Raw genomic sequence first — 16,544 nt, 5'->3', positions numbered from 1 at the left:
GGCTGCAGGTCCGGTACGTCACGCCCGAGGGCTATGGCCTCAGCGATAAGATCGTGGGAAAGGCTGATGAGTAAGTCCAGGTGTCCTGTGATGAGACGATCATCGTGATCATGGATTTCACCTCAAAGCGTGAAAACTTTGTTGATTCCTGCCGACGCTTTCCCATCGAGATGTGGGTCCTTGTCGTCGCGCGCACAGTAAATAGAATTGGTGCATTCACCCTGCCGTTTCTCGCCGTTGTGCTGACCGACAACTTCGGGGCGTCAATGAACGCCGCTGGGCTAGTGGTGGCGCTTTTCGGAGCGGCGACCATACCTTCCCGAATTGTTGGCGGCTACGTGACTGACATGATCGGACATCGCAACACGATTGTTGTTGGTCTCATCCTCAGGGCTGCCTTTCAGCTGGTGCTCGCCGCGGCAGATAGCTTCTCTGCTGCGGCCATTGCAGCGGTTCTCATGGGATTCTCATTTATGAGTCACCATCTCAAGCGATGATGGCAGACCTGGTGCACGCCGATAAGGACCGAGTCGTGGCTTATGGGCTGTACTCAGCGGCTATTTCCGCCGCGAGCGTGTTAGCTGGCCTGCTCGCTGCAGTCGTGGGCGGGATCGACCTGCTGCTACTCTTCGTCATTGACGCCGTACCTCTTCTCACCACGGGGCCTGCCGCGCGCCTTGATCCCTTCCGGGCTATGGCGCTTGGCTTTGTGCTCTTGGGTGCCGGCTTCGCATTTAACGGATTGGCCGACTCCTTATCAGGGTTTATTTTGGCTACGGTGGTGTGGAGCCTCGGCGATATCTTACTGCTGGGTCGGGCCCACGCGCTCATCGCTGCAATCGGTCCAGCTCCCGCCCGCGGGCGGTATATGGCGGCCTACGGTGTCACCTGGGGGATCGCCGCCGTAGTGAGCCCGCCGCTCGGCACTCAACTCATCAGCAGCATTGGCGTCACCTGCACGTGGGCTTCTTTTTCAGTCGCCGCTTTGCTCCTAGGAGTAGCTCACCTCATCGTCGGCAAGCTGACATTCACCCAGAGTCGCATAGGGCTGAATAGCCAACCACTCGGGGCGTGATCGTCGTCGGCGTACAGAATCCTAGATACGCACATGTAGCCACCATGCCATATGAAAACATTAAAATCCCTGGTGAGCTGGGCCGAGCTATCCTCACGTCTTCGGGAGAATCAGACGCAGCAGCGTGTCCGCACGCGCTGCTGGCACAGAGTGCGTAATCTTCGATGGGACTGCAGCCTGAATGAAGGGAAACAGCTGACATCCCATGGGTCTGACCATCACCTCAGTCAGCCACAGTTTTCGTGGCAGGGAGGCTCTCCATGAAGTGAGTGCCTCCTTGCCCCGTGGCATGGTGGGGTTACTCGGACCCAATGGGGCAGGCAAAAGCACTCTGATCAAGGTCATCGCGGGCGCGCTGTCAGCAGATCAGGGAACGGTGCTTTATGGAGATGAGCCAACTGCTGGTCGGGTGGGCTACGTCCCTCAACATAGGGCGCTGATCATGCATATGTCAGCTCGTGACTTCGTGGCTTACGCCGGGTGGCTCAAGGGAATGTCGTCACGCGCGGCGCGATGTCATGCGGACGAATGTTTGAAACAGGTCAGATTGGAGCATCGGGCCGATTCCCGGATGAGTCAGCTATCTGGCGGGATGCAACGCAGGGTGAGCATTGCGGCCGCGCTGTCCGGGGATCCTCCGCTGCTGCTCCTCGATGAGCCCACTACCGGTTTGGACATGGAAGAACGCGACGAGTTTCAGAGCCTCCTGACCCGAATCGCCTGTGACAAAGACATCCTGTTGAGCAGCCACCTCGCTGAAGACCTCGTCCGCACCTGCCCCTACGTCGTCGTGCTCGAGCAGGGACAGGTGCGGTTCACCGGCGAGATGACTGTTTTGTGTGATGGTGAACCCACAACGGAAAAACTGCTTCTGGGGTATCGAAGTGTCCTGAAATCGGCGCAGGAAAGGTGAGCGCAATGATCGCCGTACCGTTCGCTCCCCGAACGCTCAGGGTGATCCCCCTCGCAGGTACGGCGATGCTATGGCCCCTCGCCATCAACCCCGCTCCCGACATTCTGGGGCGACCCAATTCGACGGCATTGCGCGTGCATGTCACTACCGCCCTAGTCATCGGTTTAGCCGCCACTGCACTGAGCGCGTGGGAAGCGGCACGCAGCTCACGCGAAGGTGTCAGCGAGTTGGAGCGGGCTTCTTCACGGTCTGCTGCCGCCATCGTTCTGCGGTCAGTGTGGCCTGTTCTGGCGGTGACGTGGTTGACGACGTTGGTGCTGTTTGCGGCGGCTGCTTGCCGCAGTTATCTCACATATCCTTCGCTGCCTAGCCCGTGGCTGGTGTTTCTCACTTTGGGCTTGCAGGTGATGCAGGTGGCGTTGGGGGCAGCCTGTGGCTTACTTTTCGGGGGCGTCCTCGGGGCGACATGTGCGGTGATCGTGTTTTACGCCGCCGCTTTTGCTGGTTTCTATACCGGAATTCCCTGGTGTGCACGCCTGGTTCCGGTGATCCAGGAGACCTGGGACCCGGTGTTGGCGCCTCATGTCACGCATTTAGCGGTCGCGACCGGGTGGTGTCTGCTCTGCTCTGTGGCCGTGATCTGCATGGTCGCTCATCGGCGTACCCCGTGGTGGGTGCGCATGGTGTCGGTGTTGGCGGCATTCGCTGTCGGGGCGGCTGCTGCGGCTCCTCGTGCTGCCGGTGAACTGGATTTCGCCCGACCGAAAGGATCCAGCGACCCCCACCGCTGTGTGCGGCTCGAAACGGGTGGATCGGTCTGTGTCTACGCGGAGGATGACGCCGCTCTGCCCCCACTGACCGAGGTGTATCGACAGGCACAGTCCGCGGTAGGAGATGCTGCGCCATTCCCGCCGATCCTCGCTGAATCTGGACTGGCCACGCAGAAGGACGCATATCAGTTCACCATGCTGGGTCGACAAGTCAACCAAGCCGACATCTTTGACCAGCTCATCAGGTCTGCTCTGGTGCGTTACGCCGACGACTGCATCATCCTGCCGTCGATAAAAGACCCCCAAGGTGCGGAGGCGCCTTGGGAAGAGATCGTGATCGCCGTGGCAGCGCAACGCTCCGCACGTCAGATGCCGCTGCCAGCAGCTGATCATCCCGTCACGCACTATTTACGGCGGCAATCCACTGCTGATGTGAACACGTGGCTGAAGGTGGCCGCTGATCGTTTGTCGACATGTGCTGCACCACCCCTGCCCAAAGGGTACGGCGCAGCATGATCCTGTTTGCCAAAGCACGCCGTCTAGGTCTGGGGGCAGTCCTCACCCTGATCATCCTGATGGTGCTGGCATCACCCTTGGGTGCTTTATGGGTGGGACTCGGCGCCGTTGACGTCCCTGAGAACCGGGTACCTTTCCGGGTGCTCGGCGTTTCTTGTTTCGCAGTCCCTTACCTCGTGATGGCCGCCAGGCCGGCTCGGGATATTGAAGTGACCTCCCCGATGATCGGGAAGTACGACTTCTCGCTTCTGGTCGTGACGGCGGTGCTGATCTCAACGAGTGTCGGAATAGTGGGTTCCTCAGTTGGTGGCGACGGTGGAATCCTGGCACGCAACGCGTTGCTTGCCTGCGCGTTAAGCCTCATCTTCTTCCCCGAACTGGGGCCCTTAAGTTGGATTGTGCCAATTGTCTATTCGGCGTTCTGCCTGCTTTTCGGTGGGTCATCGCTTGCCGACGTTGCATTATGGGCGTTGCCCTTGCAGCCAGCCAGCCCAGCGAACGTCGGTGTCGTCCTGGCGCTGGCTCTGTGGGGAGTCGAGCGACATCGTCGTCAACGACAGGAATATCTGGACTGAATAGCAAGCTAGTTTCATCTTCCACGAAGTGCTGATGCGGATGACATCTTCCTCGCTTTTGTAGCTCTGAAATTAATGGCAGTTTTATGCCGAGTAATGGGGTGGTTCCATCCACGCCGGCGGCGGTCCTGAACGACCTGCATGACCTCATCCGCACAGCGGACACCGGGTTCGATCCCGCCGAGTGGTTCATGACCATCGACGAACACGGCGAGTTCGTCGTGGTACTACCCCAGACTTACCCGCACTAACCAAGCTCAGGCACCCTCTACATGCATGGCTGTGCTTCCTCACCGGCGCGGGCAAGGACTTGGGCGCCGCCCTTCACCGTTTCGGCATCCATGAGGCTCGGCGCGCGCGGCGAGCTGATCTATCGAGGATCGACTGGCTCCCAGGGCCGGCACCTGCTGGCCGTCTTTGAGTGCAGCGGGTACCCAGGTCGCCTGGCTGCCCCTGCGTGCATGCGCTGTCGATCCCGGAGGTGTCTCTATGGTCCTCGTCAAGCCGCTGCGGCTGTGAGAATTCGCTAGATGGTGCCGTCGCGGAGCGATAATCGGCCTGAGGGCCGGATCGTTCGTTTTGTTCGTTTTAAGGTAGGATGGCTGCATGGCTCGCACCTCTGCATCGGCGGACTCTCGCACCTACTTGCCTGATCAAGAGCATGAGGCTGAGATTGTTGATTTTGTGGCCGCTCTCGAGCGCGCTGGAGGTCAGATCCCTGAACGTCGCCCTGCCATCATCTCTGCCGACGGGACACAGCATGAGTTACCGGAGGCTATGGTGGACGTCCTGCGTCACGTGGCCAGCGCTCTCAGCGCGGGCAGGGCTGTCAACGTTGCACCCCTCAATGCGATGCTGACCACCCAGGAAGCCGCAGGCTTCCTGGGAGTTTCGCGTCCCACGCTGGTGCGCATTTTGGAGCGTGGAGAGATCCCCATGGAGCAGCCTGGTCGTCACCGTTACGTGCGCCTCAGTGACCTACTCGAGTACCAGCAACGTTCCCGGACTGAGCGGCGCCACGCTTTGCAAAACATGGTTGAGGCGAGCGAAGAGGTCGGCCTGTATGAAGCCACGGACGGGATTCCCCCGGTGCTGCGGTGACTCATGTCTTTTCCAGTTTTCTTCGACACCTGTGCTCTCTATCCAGCAACTCTCGCGGACCTTATTCTCAGGATCGCTGAGCAAGAAGCCTTCCGACTTCACTGGAGCGCCCACGTTCTTGACGAGCTGGAACGCAATCTTGCGAAGCTCCCGAATGTCGGCGATGTGGGAGCTATGCGGCGTGTTCAAGCCATGACCCGCGCATTTCCTGAGGCAAGGGTTACTGGCTATGAGTCCCTGATTGACGGAATGGCGTGCGACCAGAAAGATCGCCATGTTCTGGCTGCGGCAGTCCACTCTGATTGTCAACTCATCGTAACTTTCAACCTGCGTGATTTTCCTCGCGCCAGCGTCGAACCGCACCACATCACGGCAGTTCTGCCGGATGACTTCCTGCTGGATCAGCTAGACCTTTGCCCCAACATCGTTTTCTCAGCGCTGCGCAATCAGGCTGCCGATTTGCGTCGACCCAAGCTCACTCCGCTTGGGCTTCTCGCCTCCCTGGAGAGATCAGGAGCTTCCCGATTTGCTACCGAAGTCAGACGGAAAACTGATATTTCTCAGTGGTAAGAGTGCGTGATTGATGACGTGCGTTGGTGCATGCTTTGCGGGTGCGGCTGACCGACCTCAAAATCGCGTGCAAAATAATCACTGAGGTTGGCCCCGTCATAGATGGCATCAGTCTGGTGGATCGACAAGTTGGGTGTGTCGCCTCACCAGGATCTGCTGGAAGATATCGATGACCCGTAAGGGGTGCCGCCGAGGGAGTGTTCCTCAGGGTGCTGTGGTGTGTGCCCCTCAATTGATGTGGTGGCTACCCCGGTGTGGATCTGGCGGGTGTGGGTCGTTGGTGATGACCTGTGGGGCCTCGCCTCACTCACCCCAAAGTAGTAAGGTAAGCCTTACCTAATGTTACGTCGGGGTGGCGATGGGGGTGTCACCGCCGACAGCCCCCACAGGTCTCCACTGTCAGCGCCGTACGTCGTCCATTCCTGCCCTGGTCGGGTCAGGTGAAGTCGCGTCCTGGCTGCGCCACACCCCGACGTGACCGACCCTCGGAAAGGACCCTCAATGGCCTCGATGTCATCTCATACGCAGTCCCTGGTCCGCGCCCAACTCGCCGCCGAACTGCCTGTCGTCCCCGCTTCCACCACCTCTCGGGTCTTGCTGCACAACGACTGTCTGCGGGTCGTGCAGTTCACCTTCGATGCAGGGCAGCAACTTACTGAGCACAGCTCTCCGCGCGCCGTGATCTGCGAACTTGTCGAAGGGCTCATGAGATTCACCGTTGATGGCGTTGAGTATCGCCTTGATCCCGGCGACATTGTCTACCTTGCACCCCACGCCCCACACAGCGTGATCGCAGATGCGCCTTCACGGCTCACCCTGACCATGGTTGACGTCCCAGCTGTCGACACCGCACGCGCTGCCATCACTGACATCCGTGGAGACCGCGATGAGTGAAGCTCGCACCGACCCGGCTGCCACCACGACAAATGATGCGGCTGCCGCACCGGCGACAGATCAGTCTGGTCCAGATAGCCCCCGTAGTGCTCCACCAGAGCGCACCATGCAAGGTCACTGGTTGTTGGCCAGCCTCGGCAAACGGGTCCTGCGACCGGGTGGTCTCGCGTTGACGCGTCATCTTCTCCAGCAGGCTGCACCTCACCGTGATGACCGCATCGTGGAGTTCGGCCCTGGAGTGGGCAAGACCGCTGCGCTGCTGCTCGCCGTCACCCCCACGTCGTACGTCGGTGTCGACCCCAACCCGGAAGGTCAAGAAGCGCTTCGCGCTGTCCTGGACCGTCATCCGCAGGCCCGATGCGAAGTAGCTGACGCCGCCGCGACCGGATTACCCGATGGGCAAACGGATCTGGTCGTCGGGGAAGCGATGCTGACCATGCACAGCCCTGATGGCAAAGCTGCGATCGTGGCTGAAGCGGCCCGTCTCCTCGCGCCCGGCGGCCGTTACGCCATTCACGAGTTGCTGCGTGTCGGTGATGAGGCGACTCTCGCCTGCCATGGCGATGGCGGTCCATCTGACCCGGTCAGCAAAGAGATTTCGCGCACCATCAAAGTTGGGGCCCGACCACTGACTCTCGACGGTTGGACCGGGCTGCTCACTGATGCAGGGCTCACCGTGGAGTGGACTGAGCAGGCCCCGATGCGGTTGCTGGAGCCGAGCCGAGTCGTCGCGGACGAAGGGCTCGTCGGCGCAGCACGTTTCATGGCCAATGTGCTGCGCAATAAAGCGGCGCGGGAGCGGATCGCGCAGATGCGCACCAGTTTCCGGGACAACAAGGACAGCTTGGCTGCGATCGCCATCGTCGCACGCAAGCCAGTCTGACCGGTCCAGGTGTCGGGATTCCTTGATCTGTCAAAGAATTTGCTAGGTTAGGTTTGCCTAACCTATGTTTCCCTGTTGTTGTCGACCCCCCCAGCGAGGATCACCTTGTCGCCACGGCTGACCCTGCTCGCCCTCAACCCGACCGATTCAGTCACCCACGGATTCCTCCCCGCCGCCGCCGCTCTCGGGCTCACCGTGACCCTCCTCACCGACCAACCTGACGCACACCTCGTTACCGACGGCGATGTCACCGTCGTCGGCTGCGATGTCCGTGACCATCGCGCCGTCATCGACGCCCTCGTCGACGCGCCCACCCCCGACGCGATCTTCACCAACAGCGACCATTTGCAGACCTCAGCCGCGCTCGCCGCCCACTATGTCGGGTTGCCCGGCAAAGACTGGCGGGCCACCTTGCGGTGCAAAAACAAATCGTTGATGCGTCGCCACCTGGCTGCGCACCGCATCGACACGGTCCGCAGCCTCGACGTCTCCGCGACCGAGGACCTGCGCACTCTCGACGTCCCGGTGCCGTGCGTGATCAAACCCCGTGAGGGCGTTGCTAGTGAGGACGTCGTCCTGGCGGAGAGCATCGACCAGGCGCGCCGACTGTGTCAGGAGATCCGGGAGCGTCGCCCTGGTGTGCCATTGGTGGTGGAGGAATATCTGCCGGGGGAGTTGCACACTATGGAAACTCTCGGTGATGGCGTGACCCGTCACGTTCTGGGCGGTTTCCACACGGAGCTGTCACCGCTGCCGTACTTCATTGAAGAGCGGATGGCGTTCACACCGCACCCTGACCCTGACATCACCGGTCAGGTGCTTGCCCAGCTTGATTCGTTAGGTGTGCATTTTGGTGCTTGTCACACGGAGTACGTCGTCGACGAAGGCCGGGCACGGTTGGTGGAAGTCAACTATCGGGCGATAGGCGACCAGTGTGATCTGCTGCTCGCGCAGCTCCTCGACATCCCGTATTTCGAACACACCTTGCGGCTGCATCTCGGCGAGAAGCTGCCGGTGGATCTGCAGACCCGGCGAGATCGGGCAGCGCGGATCGACTATCCATGCGCAGACCGTGCCGGCACTCTCCGCAGCGCACCTGCAGCGACGGACCTGTCCGTCAGCGACGTCACTCTCAGCTACCGGCCGTTGCGTGACATCGGGGAGACCCATCCGCTTCACCACACCAACCGTGACTATCTCGGCGTGATCCGCGCCGTCGGACCCAACCAAGACACGGTGGACCGGGCGGTTGCGGAATTTCGCGCTGCGCACCGTTGGGAGATCACCGCGTGAGCACCGGGCACACCGTCGAGGCCGACCTCGTCCTGCGAGTGCTTTCCGCGCTGGTGCGCGAAGACGTGGTGGGTTTGCGCAGCGACTCCGAGGTCGTCGAACGCCCCGACGGGCTGTGGCTGCAGCTTTCAGTAAGCGACCCGGAGCGACACCTGCTCGTCCCGGTCCGCCCGGATGGGTTCCAGAGTTGGTACGACGCGCGGTTACCGCTGCTCCGGGTGGAACCTGCCGGTGAGGAATTGCGGACCTGCCAGGAGATCCTCACCGTCCTTGCTGACTTGGCGGCCCCAGCGGACCGGCCTGGCTTTGCCATGTTCGTCACCGAATGCGACCAGACCGTGGCGACGATGCAGTTCCACGCCGACACTCACGATGCCGTCCACGCCGATCTTGTCGAGCGGCAGGGCGCTGACGTGGCTCAATGGCGAGGCTGGACTGCCAGCCTGGGCTTCGATGCACTGGCAGCCCGTCTGGACCATCCGGTCTATCCGACAGCTCGTGGCCGGTCTGGACTGTCTCTGGACGACCTGCAGCGGTACGCCCCGGAGAGCGCTGCACCGTTTGAGTTGCGCTGGTTAGCTGTGCCCCGTGAGGCCCTGAGCGGCCCCGCTGTCGACCTGGTCACCGGGCCTGACCGGCCCGAATGGTGGCCAGCCGCGGGCACACCTCCCCACGCTGGCGAGTACGTCGCCGTACCGGTCCATCCGCTCACTGTCGGCGCAGCCCTAGATGAGGCGTTGCAGGCTACCGGCCTGACCGGACGGGCTCACCTGATCGATGCCACCGCCACGAACGTCGCTCCCACCTTGTCCATGCGGACCGTGTCGGTCAGCGCCAACCCACAGGTGCACCTGAAACTGCCCTTGGCCACCGCCACCCTCGGCGCTCGCAACCGTCGGACCATCAGCCCGGGCACGCTGGTGGACGGTGCGATGGGGCAACGTCTCCTTGAGGCGGTCATCGCTCGCACACCCCGCTTCCAGGGGGTCATCGTCCATGCCGACGAGCAGTGCTATCTGCATGCAGGTCATGAGCTGATCGGCGCGTTGATTCGTCAATGGCCTGACGGTCTCGATGACGCTGTCGTGGTCCCGTTGGCAGCACTGCTCGCGGAATCGCCTGACGGGCGGCTGGTCCTTGACGCGCTCGCTGATCATTTCACTGGTGGTGACCCTGTCGATCTTCTCGACCGATTGTGGCAGGTGCTCTTCGACTGGCAGGCCACGCTTTTTGCGTATGGCATCGCATTGGAATCGCATCAGCAAAACATTTCGGTGGCGTTGGATCATCACCCGGACGGCGCTGTCCGGGTCAGGTTGCTGTTCAAGGACGACGACGGGTTGCGGGTGCACACATCTCGGCTGCTCGCCACTCTCGGCGCCGATGCGGTCGATCTGTGTGCTTTTGACGACTCGCGGATCTGCGGCGCAGATGACACCGCATTGACCGACCTGTTTACCACCATCACGGTGCATTTGTGCGCCGGTGCTTACGCTTTCGGCCTGACCCAACATGGTCGGGTCGCCCCTGGTGTGCTGCAGACAATGATCCGCGACCGGCTGCGAGAAGCCTGCGACCGGATCGGGTCAGCTCCTGGTGAGCCAGGCGCAGTTCTACGCACTCACGTCTTGGACCGGGTGACGCTGCCGGTGAAAGCGATGATCAGTGCCGGGACACTGCTCACGAAGGAACGTTCTGGAGCTGCCGACATCAACAAGCATTACACCGTCGGTCCGAACTATCTGCAGGTCAGACGATGAAGTCAGCGTCATCGGCGGATGTCGACCGCGCACCCCGTAGCGCGTCTCACACCACAGATGCAGCCCAGGCGGCGGGGGCATCGCCGCACACGACCGCGCACATCGGGATCATTGCCGGCTCCTACTTCGTGGCGTCGTTCGCGGCGCTCGGGTTGCCGCCGTATCTCACGGTGATCCTCCCCGGCCTGGGCGATGACACTGGTCGATGGGCGGGGATCTTGTACGTCGTCCCCACCGTGTTTTCTGCGGTCGGTGCGCCTCTGTGGGGGCGTTTGGCGGACACCTTCGGGCGCAAACGCTTGCTGTTGCGAGCGCAACTCGGCCTGACGGTGGCTTTCCTTCTCGCTGGGTGGGCTGATTCGATTGGCACCTTCGCGGTGGCTTTGATCCTGCAGGGCATCCTTGGTGGGACTTTCGCTGCCTCCAATGGGTATCTCGCAGCGACTCTGGACGGGCGGGCCCTGTCCCAAGCGTTGTCGGTCATGCAAGGTGCAGCACGAGCTGCGTTGGTGTTTGCGCCGATTGTCGTCGGTGGGTTGTCGCCGTGGATTTCACCGCACCGGCAGTACGCCGTTTTGGCGGTGCTGCCACTCAGCGCGGCGCTGATCATCATGTTTCTTCCCGAATCCCGCCACGGCGATCAAACACGGCCTGAGCGGCGCGAAGCGGGTACGCCGCTGGGGGAGCCGCTTCCCGATGCGGTGGCACCAGCTGCGCAGACTCAGGGCCCGTCGACGCCAGCCCCCGCGAATCAGCAGGTCACGGGCCTGGCTGCGCCACCCCTGTGGAGTCTTTACGCGCTGGAATGCCTGTTTGTCTTTTCCACCGTCATCTCGTTTCCTTATCTGGTTTCCCTCGTGGGCCAGCGCCTTCCCGGGATTTCTCCGCTGATGTCCGGGGTGCTGTTTGCCCTGCCTCACCTGTGTTATCTCCTCACCGCGATGAGTCTGCACGGGATCTGTCACCGGCACCCTCGGCCAGGACTCACCATCGGTTTTGCTGTCCTCATCCTTGGTTTAGGTGCGCATAGTGTCGCCACGGGCCTAGCTGCTTTCGTGGTCGCCCGTCTACTCCTCGGCATCGGCTTGACCCTGGGGTTGTTGTGCCTCGCCGAACTTGCTTCTCGGTGCGCTCGCGGACGAGCCGCTGGCGGGCTCTTCGGATCCCTCGAATTCTTTTCCAAAAGCGGAGCGGTCCTCGCTGGAGTGGCCGCCGCCCTCACCAACGCCTACATCGGTCCGGCCGCGCCTCTGCTGGTCGGAGCTGCTGCCGCGACGTTCACTGTCGCTGCTCTCATCGTGCTACCCCCGCTGGTGCGACGTTCACCTACCCGCCCATCCCGTCTGCGCTGGAGTCGCTGATGTCCCTGACCGCCGCCCCCACCCGTCCCGCCACGACCCCTGACCGGCTGCCCACCGCGCACGACGTGGTCTGCCACACCCTGCTCAACACCCTGCTCCGTGAAGTGATCCAGCCGGAGGGGCACGCCGACATCATCGGCGACCACCTGCTCATCCGCCTGGTGCACACCGCCACTGTGCTGCGCATCCCCCTGCGGCGTACCTCGGTCTTTGGTGCGCACCGTTTTCACGGGTTGGTCGAAGAGCAACAAGCCACCATGTGGAGCCCGATCGGCTGGGAACGACTCGCCGAAGCTATCCACGCTGAACTGAGTGCCCGCACCGGCGTCGACAACGACGAATTCCTCGATCAGGTCCGTTCCAGCTACGACGCGATCGCTGCGACCCTCGCCGCTGAGCCCACCACACAGCCGGACGCCACCCGCAGCCCCTACCTGCAATCCGAACAGTCCTTGCTGTTTGGGCACCGCTTCCATCCCACTCCCAAAGCACGCACTGGCGCACCCACCTCCTGGGCGTCGTACGCCCCGGAAATGGGGGCCGCGTTCCCCCTGCATTACCTCGCCGTCCGTGACCACCTCGTCATTCAAGAAACAGCCCACCACCACGAAGCAGGCATCGCCACCGTCGACGCCCTCGATCACGGCCGTGACGACGTCCCGGACGGTTACCGACTGCTGCCCGTCCACCCTTGGCAGCGGGAACTCCTCGCTGACCACCCGCCGCTGCACCAGGCCCTCGCCGCGGGCGACATCATCGACCTCGGACCCGGCGACCACGATTACGCCGCCACCGCTTCGGTGCGCACCCTCTACGACGGCACTGACTTCTTAAAGTTCAGCTTGGACGTGCGCATCACCAACTGTGTCCGCAAAAACGCCAGCTACGAACTCACCGGCGCCGTCGCCATGACCCGCGAACTCACACCGATCTTCACCAGCCTCGAAGAGCGCTACCCCGGCTTCCGCATGCTCCGTGAACCGGCCTATCGCAGCATCGCCCTTCCCGGCCCTGATGGACAGCCCGACCGGACTCTCCTCGAAGGGTTTGGAGTCATCGTTCGGGAAGGATTCGACCACCACCTCAGCCCCGGGGTCACCCCTCTACTTGCTGGAGCTATCGCTGACGAATACCCCACTGGGCCAGCACACCTATCTCATCTGCTCGCTCACGCCGACATCACTGGCATCCGCCGCTGGTGGGACACCTACCTGCGGCTGCTCGTCCCCCCAGTGCTCAGCGCCTACCTCGACTATGGGCTCGTCTTCGAACCCCACCTGCAAAACGTCGTCGTCGGCGTTGACCCTCACGGCAGGCCCACTCACATGATCTTCCGCGACCTTGAAGGCACCAAGCTCCTTCCCGAACATCACCACGACCTCCTCCGCCGGCTCCCCGCCGACGTCGCCGACGCGATGACATACGACGCCGACCGCGGCTGGGACCGCGTCACCTACTGCCTGTTCGTGAACCACCTCAGCGAAGTCCTCTCCGCACTCGCTGATCTCGCACCTGATGTGGAAGAGACACTGTGGGCGGACCTGCGAGAGGTGCTGGTCGACTACGCCGATGCTCATCAGCATCCCCAGCGGGTGATGGATCTCCTTGACGGCGCGCCGCTGCCAGCGAAAACGAATCTGTTGACCAGGTGGGCTCGGAAAGCTGACCGGCACGCAGGGTATGTCCGGATGCCATCGCCGCTGGCTGCAGCTCGTTACCAGCAGGGAGACATGTGATGACCGCGCCATCTGATCATGTCCTTGACGTCGTCCAGGCCTTGCCTGGCACCGCGCTGCCCGCCTACGTATACGACCTGGACGTGTTGAGTCGCCATGTCAGCGCCGTACGGGCTGCTCTTCCAGAGCAGGTCGAGCTGTATTACGCCGCCAAAGCGAACCCTGACCCGCGGATCCTCACCGCGGTCCGTCCCTACGTTGATGGCTACGAGGTGTCTTCGGGCGGCGAACTCGCCCACGTCGCCGACACCGTCCCCGGAGACGCTGTGGCTTTTGGCGGTCCAGGAAAAACTCGCGACGAAGTCATCGAGGCGTTGCGTCGTGCCGTGCAGATATTCCACGTGGAGAGCCTGCACGAACTGCATATGCTCGACCTGCTGGCGGCGCAGCACGCTCCAGGACGGACCGTGCCCATCCTGTTGCGTCTCAATATCCCTGTCGCTGATGGGACCCTCGACGAGGGGAACCTGGCGATGGGTGGCAGCGCGACCCCGTTCGGTATGGATCCGTGTGACGCCGACCGGGCGATGGGCGCGCTCGTTGCGGGACAGTTCACTCATCTGGATGTGCGGGGCGTCCACGCGCACCTGGCCAGCGGGCTCGACGCGTCCGCCCAGTTGGCGGTCGCCGCCAGTGTCGTGTCCTGGGCAGTGGATCTGGCTGCCCGACACCGGTGTTCGTTCACGCAGGTCACCGTCGGAGGTGGCATGGTGGTGGATTATCGTCGCCCCGATTCAGTCTTTGATTGGGCGGCGTACGGCGAGGGGATGCGCGCCCTCGCTGAGCAGCACCCGCAGCTGCGATTGCGCATCGAACCGGGGCGATCTCTGACTGCTGGTTGCGGTTACTACGTGACTGAGGTTCTCGATGTGAAGCACAGCCATGGTGAGGATTTCGCTGTGGTGCGCGGCGGCACACATCATTTGCGGACTCCAGCGACGAAGGGGCATGACCAGCCATGCGTGGTGTTGCCCGTCGAGGACTGGCCCTATCCGTGGCCGCGCAGCGTCTCCACCATGGAGAGCTGCACTGTCGTGGGTCAGCTGTGCACTCCTAAGGATGTGCTGGCCCGCGGGGTGGTTGTTCCCGCGGGTGGGCTACGGGCGGGGGATCGGGTGGTCTTTAGCCATGCCGGGGCGTACGCGTGGAACATCTCGCATCACGACTTCCTCATGCACCCGGCACCGACCTTCCATTACCTCGACCAGCGAGCCACTGGCTGAGTCTGGTCAAACATCTCGTCGAGGTTGTCGGCAACCTCTTCCAGAGTTGTCGCTGGGGTCCCGAACGGCAGGTAGACGTTCTGGGGAGGGTCGTTCCGCAGATCCAAGAGCAGCGCACCCCAGGCGTCGATGTCGACTGGAAAGATCCGGCCTTCTAGAGGGTGGTCATGTTCGGAGCACACCCACACTGGTTGATGGAAGCCGGGCAGGGTCTCGTCGATGACAGCGTCGGCGAGATGCCCCAGGTACCACTCGCCCAGTGAGAGGGCTTGGTCGTAGGCCTCGAGGGTGGTCCACGGCGGTGTCCAGGACGGTTCGTGGGTCAGGTTGACGCATTGGGTCCCCAGCGGGCCTTGCAGGATCGCTACGTCGATGAGGACGTCGATCACCACATGGTGTGGCCGCATCGCAGTGGTGGCAAAGATCCCGCCGACATGTTCGGCAATGGCGAATGCTTCGTCGGGTGTGACGACCCGAGCTTGACCGGCGCCGTGGATGTCAGCCAGGGCGATTCGGGCGTCAGGGACATCTGCTTGCCGATGGAGGTGTATCCGGATGTCTGTCGTGTCGTCGGCGCCGATCACCATGCTTGCGGGCAGGTCGGCGGCAGTGCTGACCATCGCCAGATGACGGCCGCTGCGGGCGTGAGTGATCGAGTGCAGGGGGTGACAGCGAGAGCCCTGAAAGATGTGGAGGTCGGCGGTGCCGTGACCTGCCATCATGCGTTCGGCGAGTCGTTGCCCCAGCGCGACGTCGGGGCGGTGGTCAGCAGATTCCATCTGGAAGCCTCCTTAGGTAAGCCTAACCTAACTCACTGCGGGGAGGGTGTCACCCTCTGCACGTGCTCAGCCAGAAGGGATACAACAGGCGATTTTCGCGACGAAAACGCCCCAAACGTGACACGCATGAGCTTGGATGACTGCTAAGGGGTGCTTGCTTCAGGCAAGCGCTCCAGAGCAGGATGCGAATCAAGCCAAGGACGGCACCACATGACATTGACGTCGAGCAACCACCATCGCCCCTGGGAGGAAAACCCCAACCCACCGCCACGGGCGCGGACTCTGACCAGTCATTCAGTCCGTTCCCGCAATGGGCCGAGCGACATCACCACCTACGCAGAATGGCTGCATCTCCTCGGTGACCTGAGTATCGGTGTGAGGAACCCGCAGATCATCCCCGTTTTGCCACGGTAGATATCGCCGTACACCATCTTTCCGCCACCTCATTGTCGCAGGTGACAGCGGTGGAAGCCGATCGGTGGCGACCGCAAGTCAGGTTTCACGGGAGGATATGCCGATCAGGTGATAAACACCAGTTCGTCGCCGAATCCGCCGCCATCGTTGCACGCTACGGCAGCTACTCGCCAATGGCGAAAAAACAGCTCAGTGTCATTCCTGGGCTGCCGTATGCCGCCTGGAGAAGCACCATCGCCTCCTCCAGGCCATCCATACCTGCCCGGTCCGCACCCTCTGCGCCGTCGGGCATCACGATGACGCTCCTCTGCTGGAGTTGCCCTACCTTGGTGCGCATTACTTTACTCTCGTTGGCCCTAACTGCCGGAGGGTGCTCAACGGCACCCTCCGCCAGTTCCGTCTCGATCTCCGAAGGGCCGACCTACCTGATTGAACAGCCTCAACGACCTAAGCGCCCCCCTCAGTCATCGAGGACCCTGGATGGCGACTACAGCGGGCCTCCTGAGGCGATGCCAACATTGTTCGATGGCCCGATCAGCATTCAACCCTCTATGTTTAGGGCGTTATTCACGAGGCGTTAGAGGCCCATGTCCCGCACCCCGGGAAACAATCGATACACACCTGTCACCATACACATATATAAAAACATCGGCCGCTTTGAGATCATTGGGTTAGCAGACT

At 62.2% G+C, this 16,544-nt stretch carries 17 protein-coding genes; 15 read left to right on the top strand and 2 right to left on the bottom strand.

Going from position 1 to position 16,544, the window contains the following annotated elements:
* Window positions 1–80 precede the first annotated feature (80 nt).
* The 15 genes from KEM60_RS14885 (at window position 81) to KEM60_RS14815 (ending at window position 14,670) form a co-directional block, all read left to right on the top strand.
* Window positions 81–497, top strand: coding sequence for an MFS transporter (locus KEM60_RS14885; RefSeq protein WP_219108649.1), 417 nt, complete (start codon window positions 81–83; stop codon window positions 495–497).
* On the top strand, window positions 494–1,075 hold the full coding sequence (locus KEM60_RS14880) for a hypothetical protein (protein WP_219108647.1): 582 nt from the start codon (window positions 494–496) through the stop codon (window positions 1,073–1,075). The genes KEM60_RS14885 and KEM60_RS14880 overlap by 4 nt, the downstream gene beginning before the upstream one ends.
* 265 nt (window positions 1,076–1,340) lie before the next feature.
* The gene (locus tag KEM60_RS14875; RefSeq protein WP_219108645.1) at window positions 1,341–1,988 is read left to right on the top strand and encodes an ATP-binding cassette domain-containing protein; all 648 of its coding nucleotides are present in this window, start codon (window positions 1,341–1,343) and stop codon (window positions 1,986–1,988) included.
* Between the two features lie 5 nt (window positions 1,989–1,993).
* Window positions 1,994–3,274, top strand: coding sequence for a hypothetical protein (locus KEM60_RS14870; RefSeq protein ID WP_219108643.1), 1,281 nt, complete (start codon window positions 1,994–1,996; stop codon window positions 3,272–3,274).
* Entirely contained in the window at window positions 3,271–3,849 is a 579-nt protein-coding gene (locus KEM60_RS14865) for a hypothetical protein (RefSeq protein WP_219108642.1), read from the top strand. Before KEM60_RS14870 ends, KEM60_RS14865 begins: the two co-directional genes overlap by 4 nt.
* A gap of 101 nt (window positions 3,850–3,950) precedes the next feature.
* On the top strand, window positions 3,951–4,100 hold the full coding sequence (locus KEM60_RS14860; protein ID WP_219108639.1) for a hypothetical protein: 150 nt from the start codon (window positions 3,951–3,953) through the stop codon (window positions 4,098–4,100).
* Window positions 4,101–4,455: 355 nt separating this feature from the next.
* Window positions 4,456–4,950: a helix-turn-helix domain-containing protein gene (locus tag KEM60_RS14855; RefSeq protein ID WP_219108635.1), complete on the top strand. Its 495-nt coding sequence runs from the start codon at window positions 4,456–4,458 to the stop codon at window positions 4,948–4,950.
* A gap of 3 nt (window positions 4,951–4,953) precedes the next feature.
* Window positions 4,954–5,520: a PIN domain-containing protein gene (locus tag KEM60_RS14850; protein ID WP_219108632.1), complete on the top strand. Its 567-nt coding sequence runs from the start codon at window positions 4,954–4,956 to the stop codon at window positions 5,518–5,520.
* Between the two features lie 510 nt (window positions 5,521–6,030).
* Window positions 6,031–6,414: a cupin domain-containing protein gene (locus KEM60_RS14845; protein ID WP_255574720.1), complete on the top strand. Its 384-nt coding sequence runs from the start codon at window positions 6,031–6,033 to the stop codon at window positions 6,412–6,414.
* A complete protein-coding gene (locus tag KEM60_RS14840; protein ID WP_219108626.1) occupies window positions 6,407–7,297 on the top strand; it encodes a class I SAM-dependent methyltransferase in 891 nt (296 codons plus the stop codon). The genes KEM60_RS14845 and KEM60_RS14840 overlap by 8 nt, the downstream gene beginning before the upstream one ends.
* Window positions 7,298–7,402: 105 nt before the next feature.
* Entirely contained in the window at window positions 7,403–8,590 is a 1,188-nt protein-coding gene (locus tag KEM60_RS14835) for an acetyl-CoA carboxylase biotin carboxylase subunit family protein (protein WP_219108623.1), read from the top strand.
* Window positions 8,587–10,350, top strand: a complete 1,764-nt coding sequence (locus tag KEM60_RS14830; RefSeq protein WP_219108620.1) for an IucA/IucC family protein — start codon at window positions 8,587–8,589, stop codon at window positions 10,348–10,350. The genes KEM60_RS14835 and KEM60_RS14830 overlap by 4 nt, the downstream gene beginning before the upstream one ends.
* Window positions 10,347–11,711, top strand: coding sequence for an MFS transporter (locus tag KEM60_RS14825; protein ID WP_219108619.1), 1,365 nt, complete (start codon window positions 10,347–10,349; stop codon window positions 11,709–11,711). Before KEM60_RS14830 ends, KEM60_RS14825 begins: the two co-directional genes overlap by 4 nt.
* Entirely contained in the window at window positions 11,711–13,447 is a 1,737-nt protein-coding gene (locus KEM60_RS14820) for an IucA/IucC family siderophore biosynthesis protein (protein WP_219108617.1), read from the top strand. The genes KEM60_RS14825 and KEM60_RS14820 overlap by 1 nt, the downstream gene beginning before the upstream one ends.
* Entirely contained in the window at window positions 13,447–14,670 is a 1,224-nt protein-coding gene (locus KEM60_RS14815; protein ID WP_219108615.1) for a type III PLP-dependent enzyme, read from the top strand. Before KEM60_RS14820 ends, KEM60_RS14815 begins: the two co-directional genes overlap by 1 nt.
* On the opposite strand, the gene KEM60_RS14810 is transcribed toward KEM60_RS14815, so the two are convergent.
* Complete coding sequence (locus KEM60_RS14810) at window positions 14,643–15,449, bottom strand: hypothetical protein (RefSeq protein ID WP_219108613.1); 807 nt, start codon at window positions 15,447–15,449, stop codon at window positions 14,643–14,645. The genes KEM60_RS14815 and KEM60_RS14810 overlap by 28 nt on opposite strands.
* 577 nt (window positions 15,450–16,026) lie before the next feature.
* Window positions 16,027–16,200 carry a hypothetical protein gene (locus KEM60_RS14805; RefSeq protein WP_219108610.1) on the bottom strand — a complete coding sequence of 58 codons (174 nt, stop codon included), beginning with the start codon at window positions 16,198–16,200 and terminating at the stop codon, window positions 16,027–16,029.
* Between the last annotated feature and the right edge of the window lie 344 nt (window positions 16,201–16,544).

Origin of the sequence: Austwickia sp. TVS 96-490-7B, from assembly GCF_019331795.1 — a bacterium.
Lineage (GTDB): Bacteria > Actinomycetota > Actinomycetes > Actinomycetales > Dermatophilaceae > Austwickia.
This window is presented reverse-complemented; position numbering and strand designations above follow the sequence as displayed.

Coding starts and splice junctions, on each gene's coding strand:
- KEM60_RS14805 (WP_219108610.1), bottom strand. CDS start 16,200: ATGCGCACCAAGGTAGGGCAACTCCAGCAGAGGAGCGTCATCGTGATG.
- KEM60_RS14815 (WP_219108615.1), top strand. CDS start 13,447: ATGACCGCGCCATCTGATCATGTCCTTGACGTCGTCCAGGCCTTGCCT.
- KEM60_RS14840 (WP_219108626.1), top strand. CDS start 6,407: ATGAGTGAAGCTCGCACCGACCCGGCTGCCACCACGACAAATGATGCG.
- KEM60_RS14855 (WP_219108635.1), top strand. CDS start 4,456: ATGGCTCGCACCTCTGCATCGGCGGACTCTCGCACCTACTTGCCTGAT.
- KEM60_RS14865 (WP_219108642.1), top strand. CDS start 3,271: ATGATCCTGTTTGCCAAAGCACGCCGTCTAGGTCTGGGGGCAGTCCTC.
- KEM60_RS14820 (WP_219108617.1), top strand. CDS start 11,711: ATGTCCCTGACCGCCGCCCCCACCCGTCCCGCCACGACCCCTGACCGG.
- KEM60_RS14880 (WP_219108647.1), top strand. CDS start 494: ATGATGGCAGACCTGGTGCACGCCGATAAGGACCGAGTCGTGGCTTAT.
- KEM60_RS14870 (WP_219108643.1), top strand. CDS start 1,994: ATGATCGCCGTACCGTTCGCTCCCCGAACGCTCAGGGTGATCCCCCTC.
- KEM60_RS14825 (WP_219108619.1), top strand. CDS start 10,347: ATGAAGTCAGCGTCATCGGCGGATGTCGACCGCGCACCCCGTAGCGCG.
- KEM60_RS14810 (WP_219108613.1), bottom strand. CDS start 15,449: ATGGAATCTGCTGACCACCGCCCCGACGTCGCGCTGGGGCAACGACTC.
- KEM60_RS14850 (WP_219108632.1), top strand. CDS start 4,954: ATGTCTTTTCCAGTTTTCTTCGACACCTGTGCTCTCTATCCAGCAACT.
- KEM60_RS14845 (WP_255574720.1), top strand. CDS start 6,031: ATGTCATCTCATACGCAGTCCCTGGTCCGCGCCCAACTCGCCGCCGAA.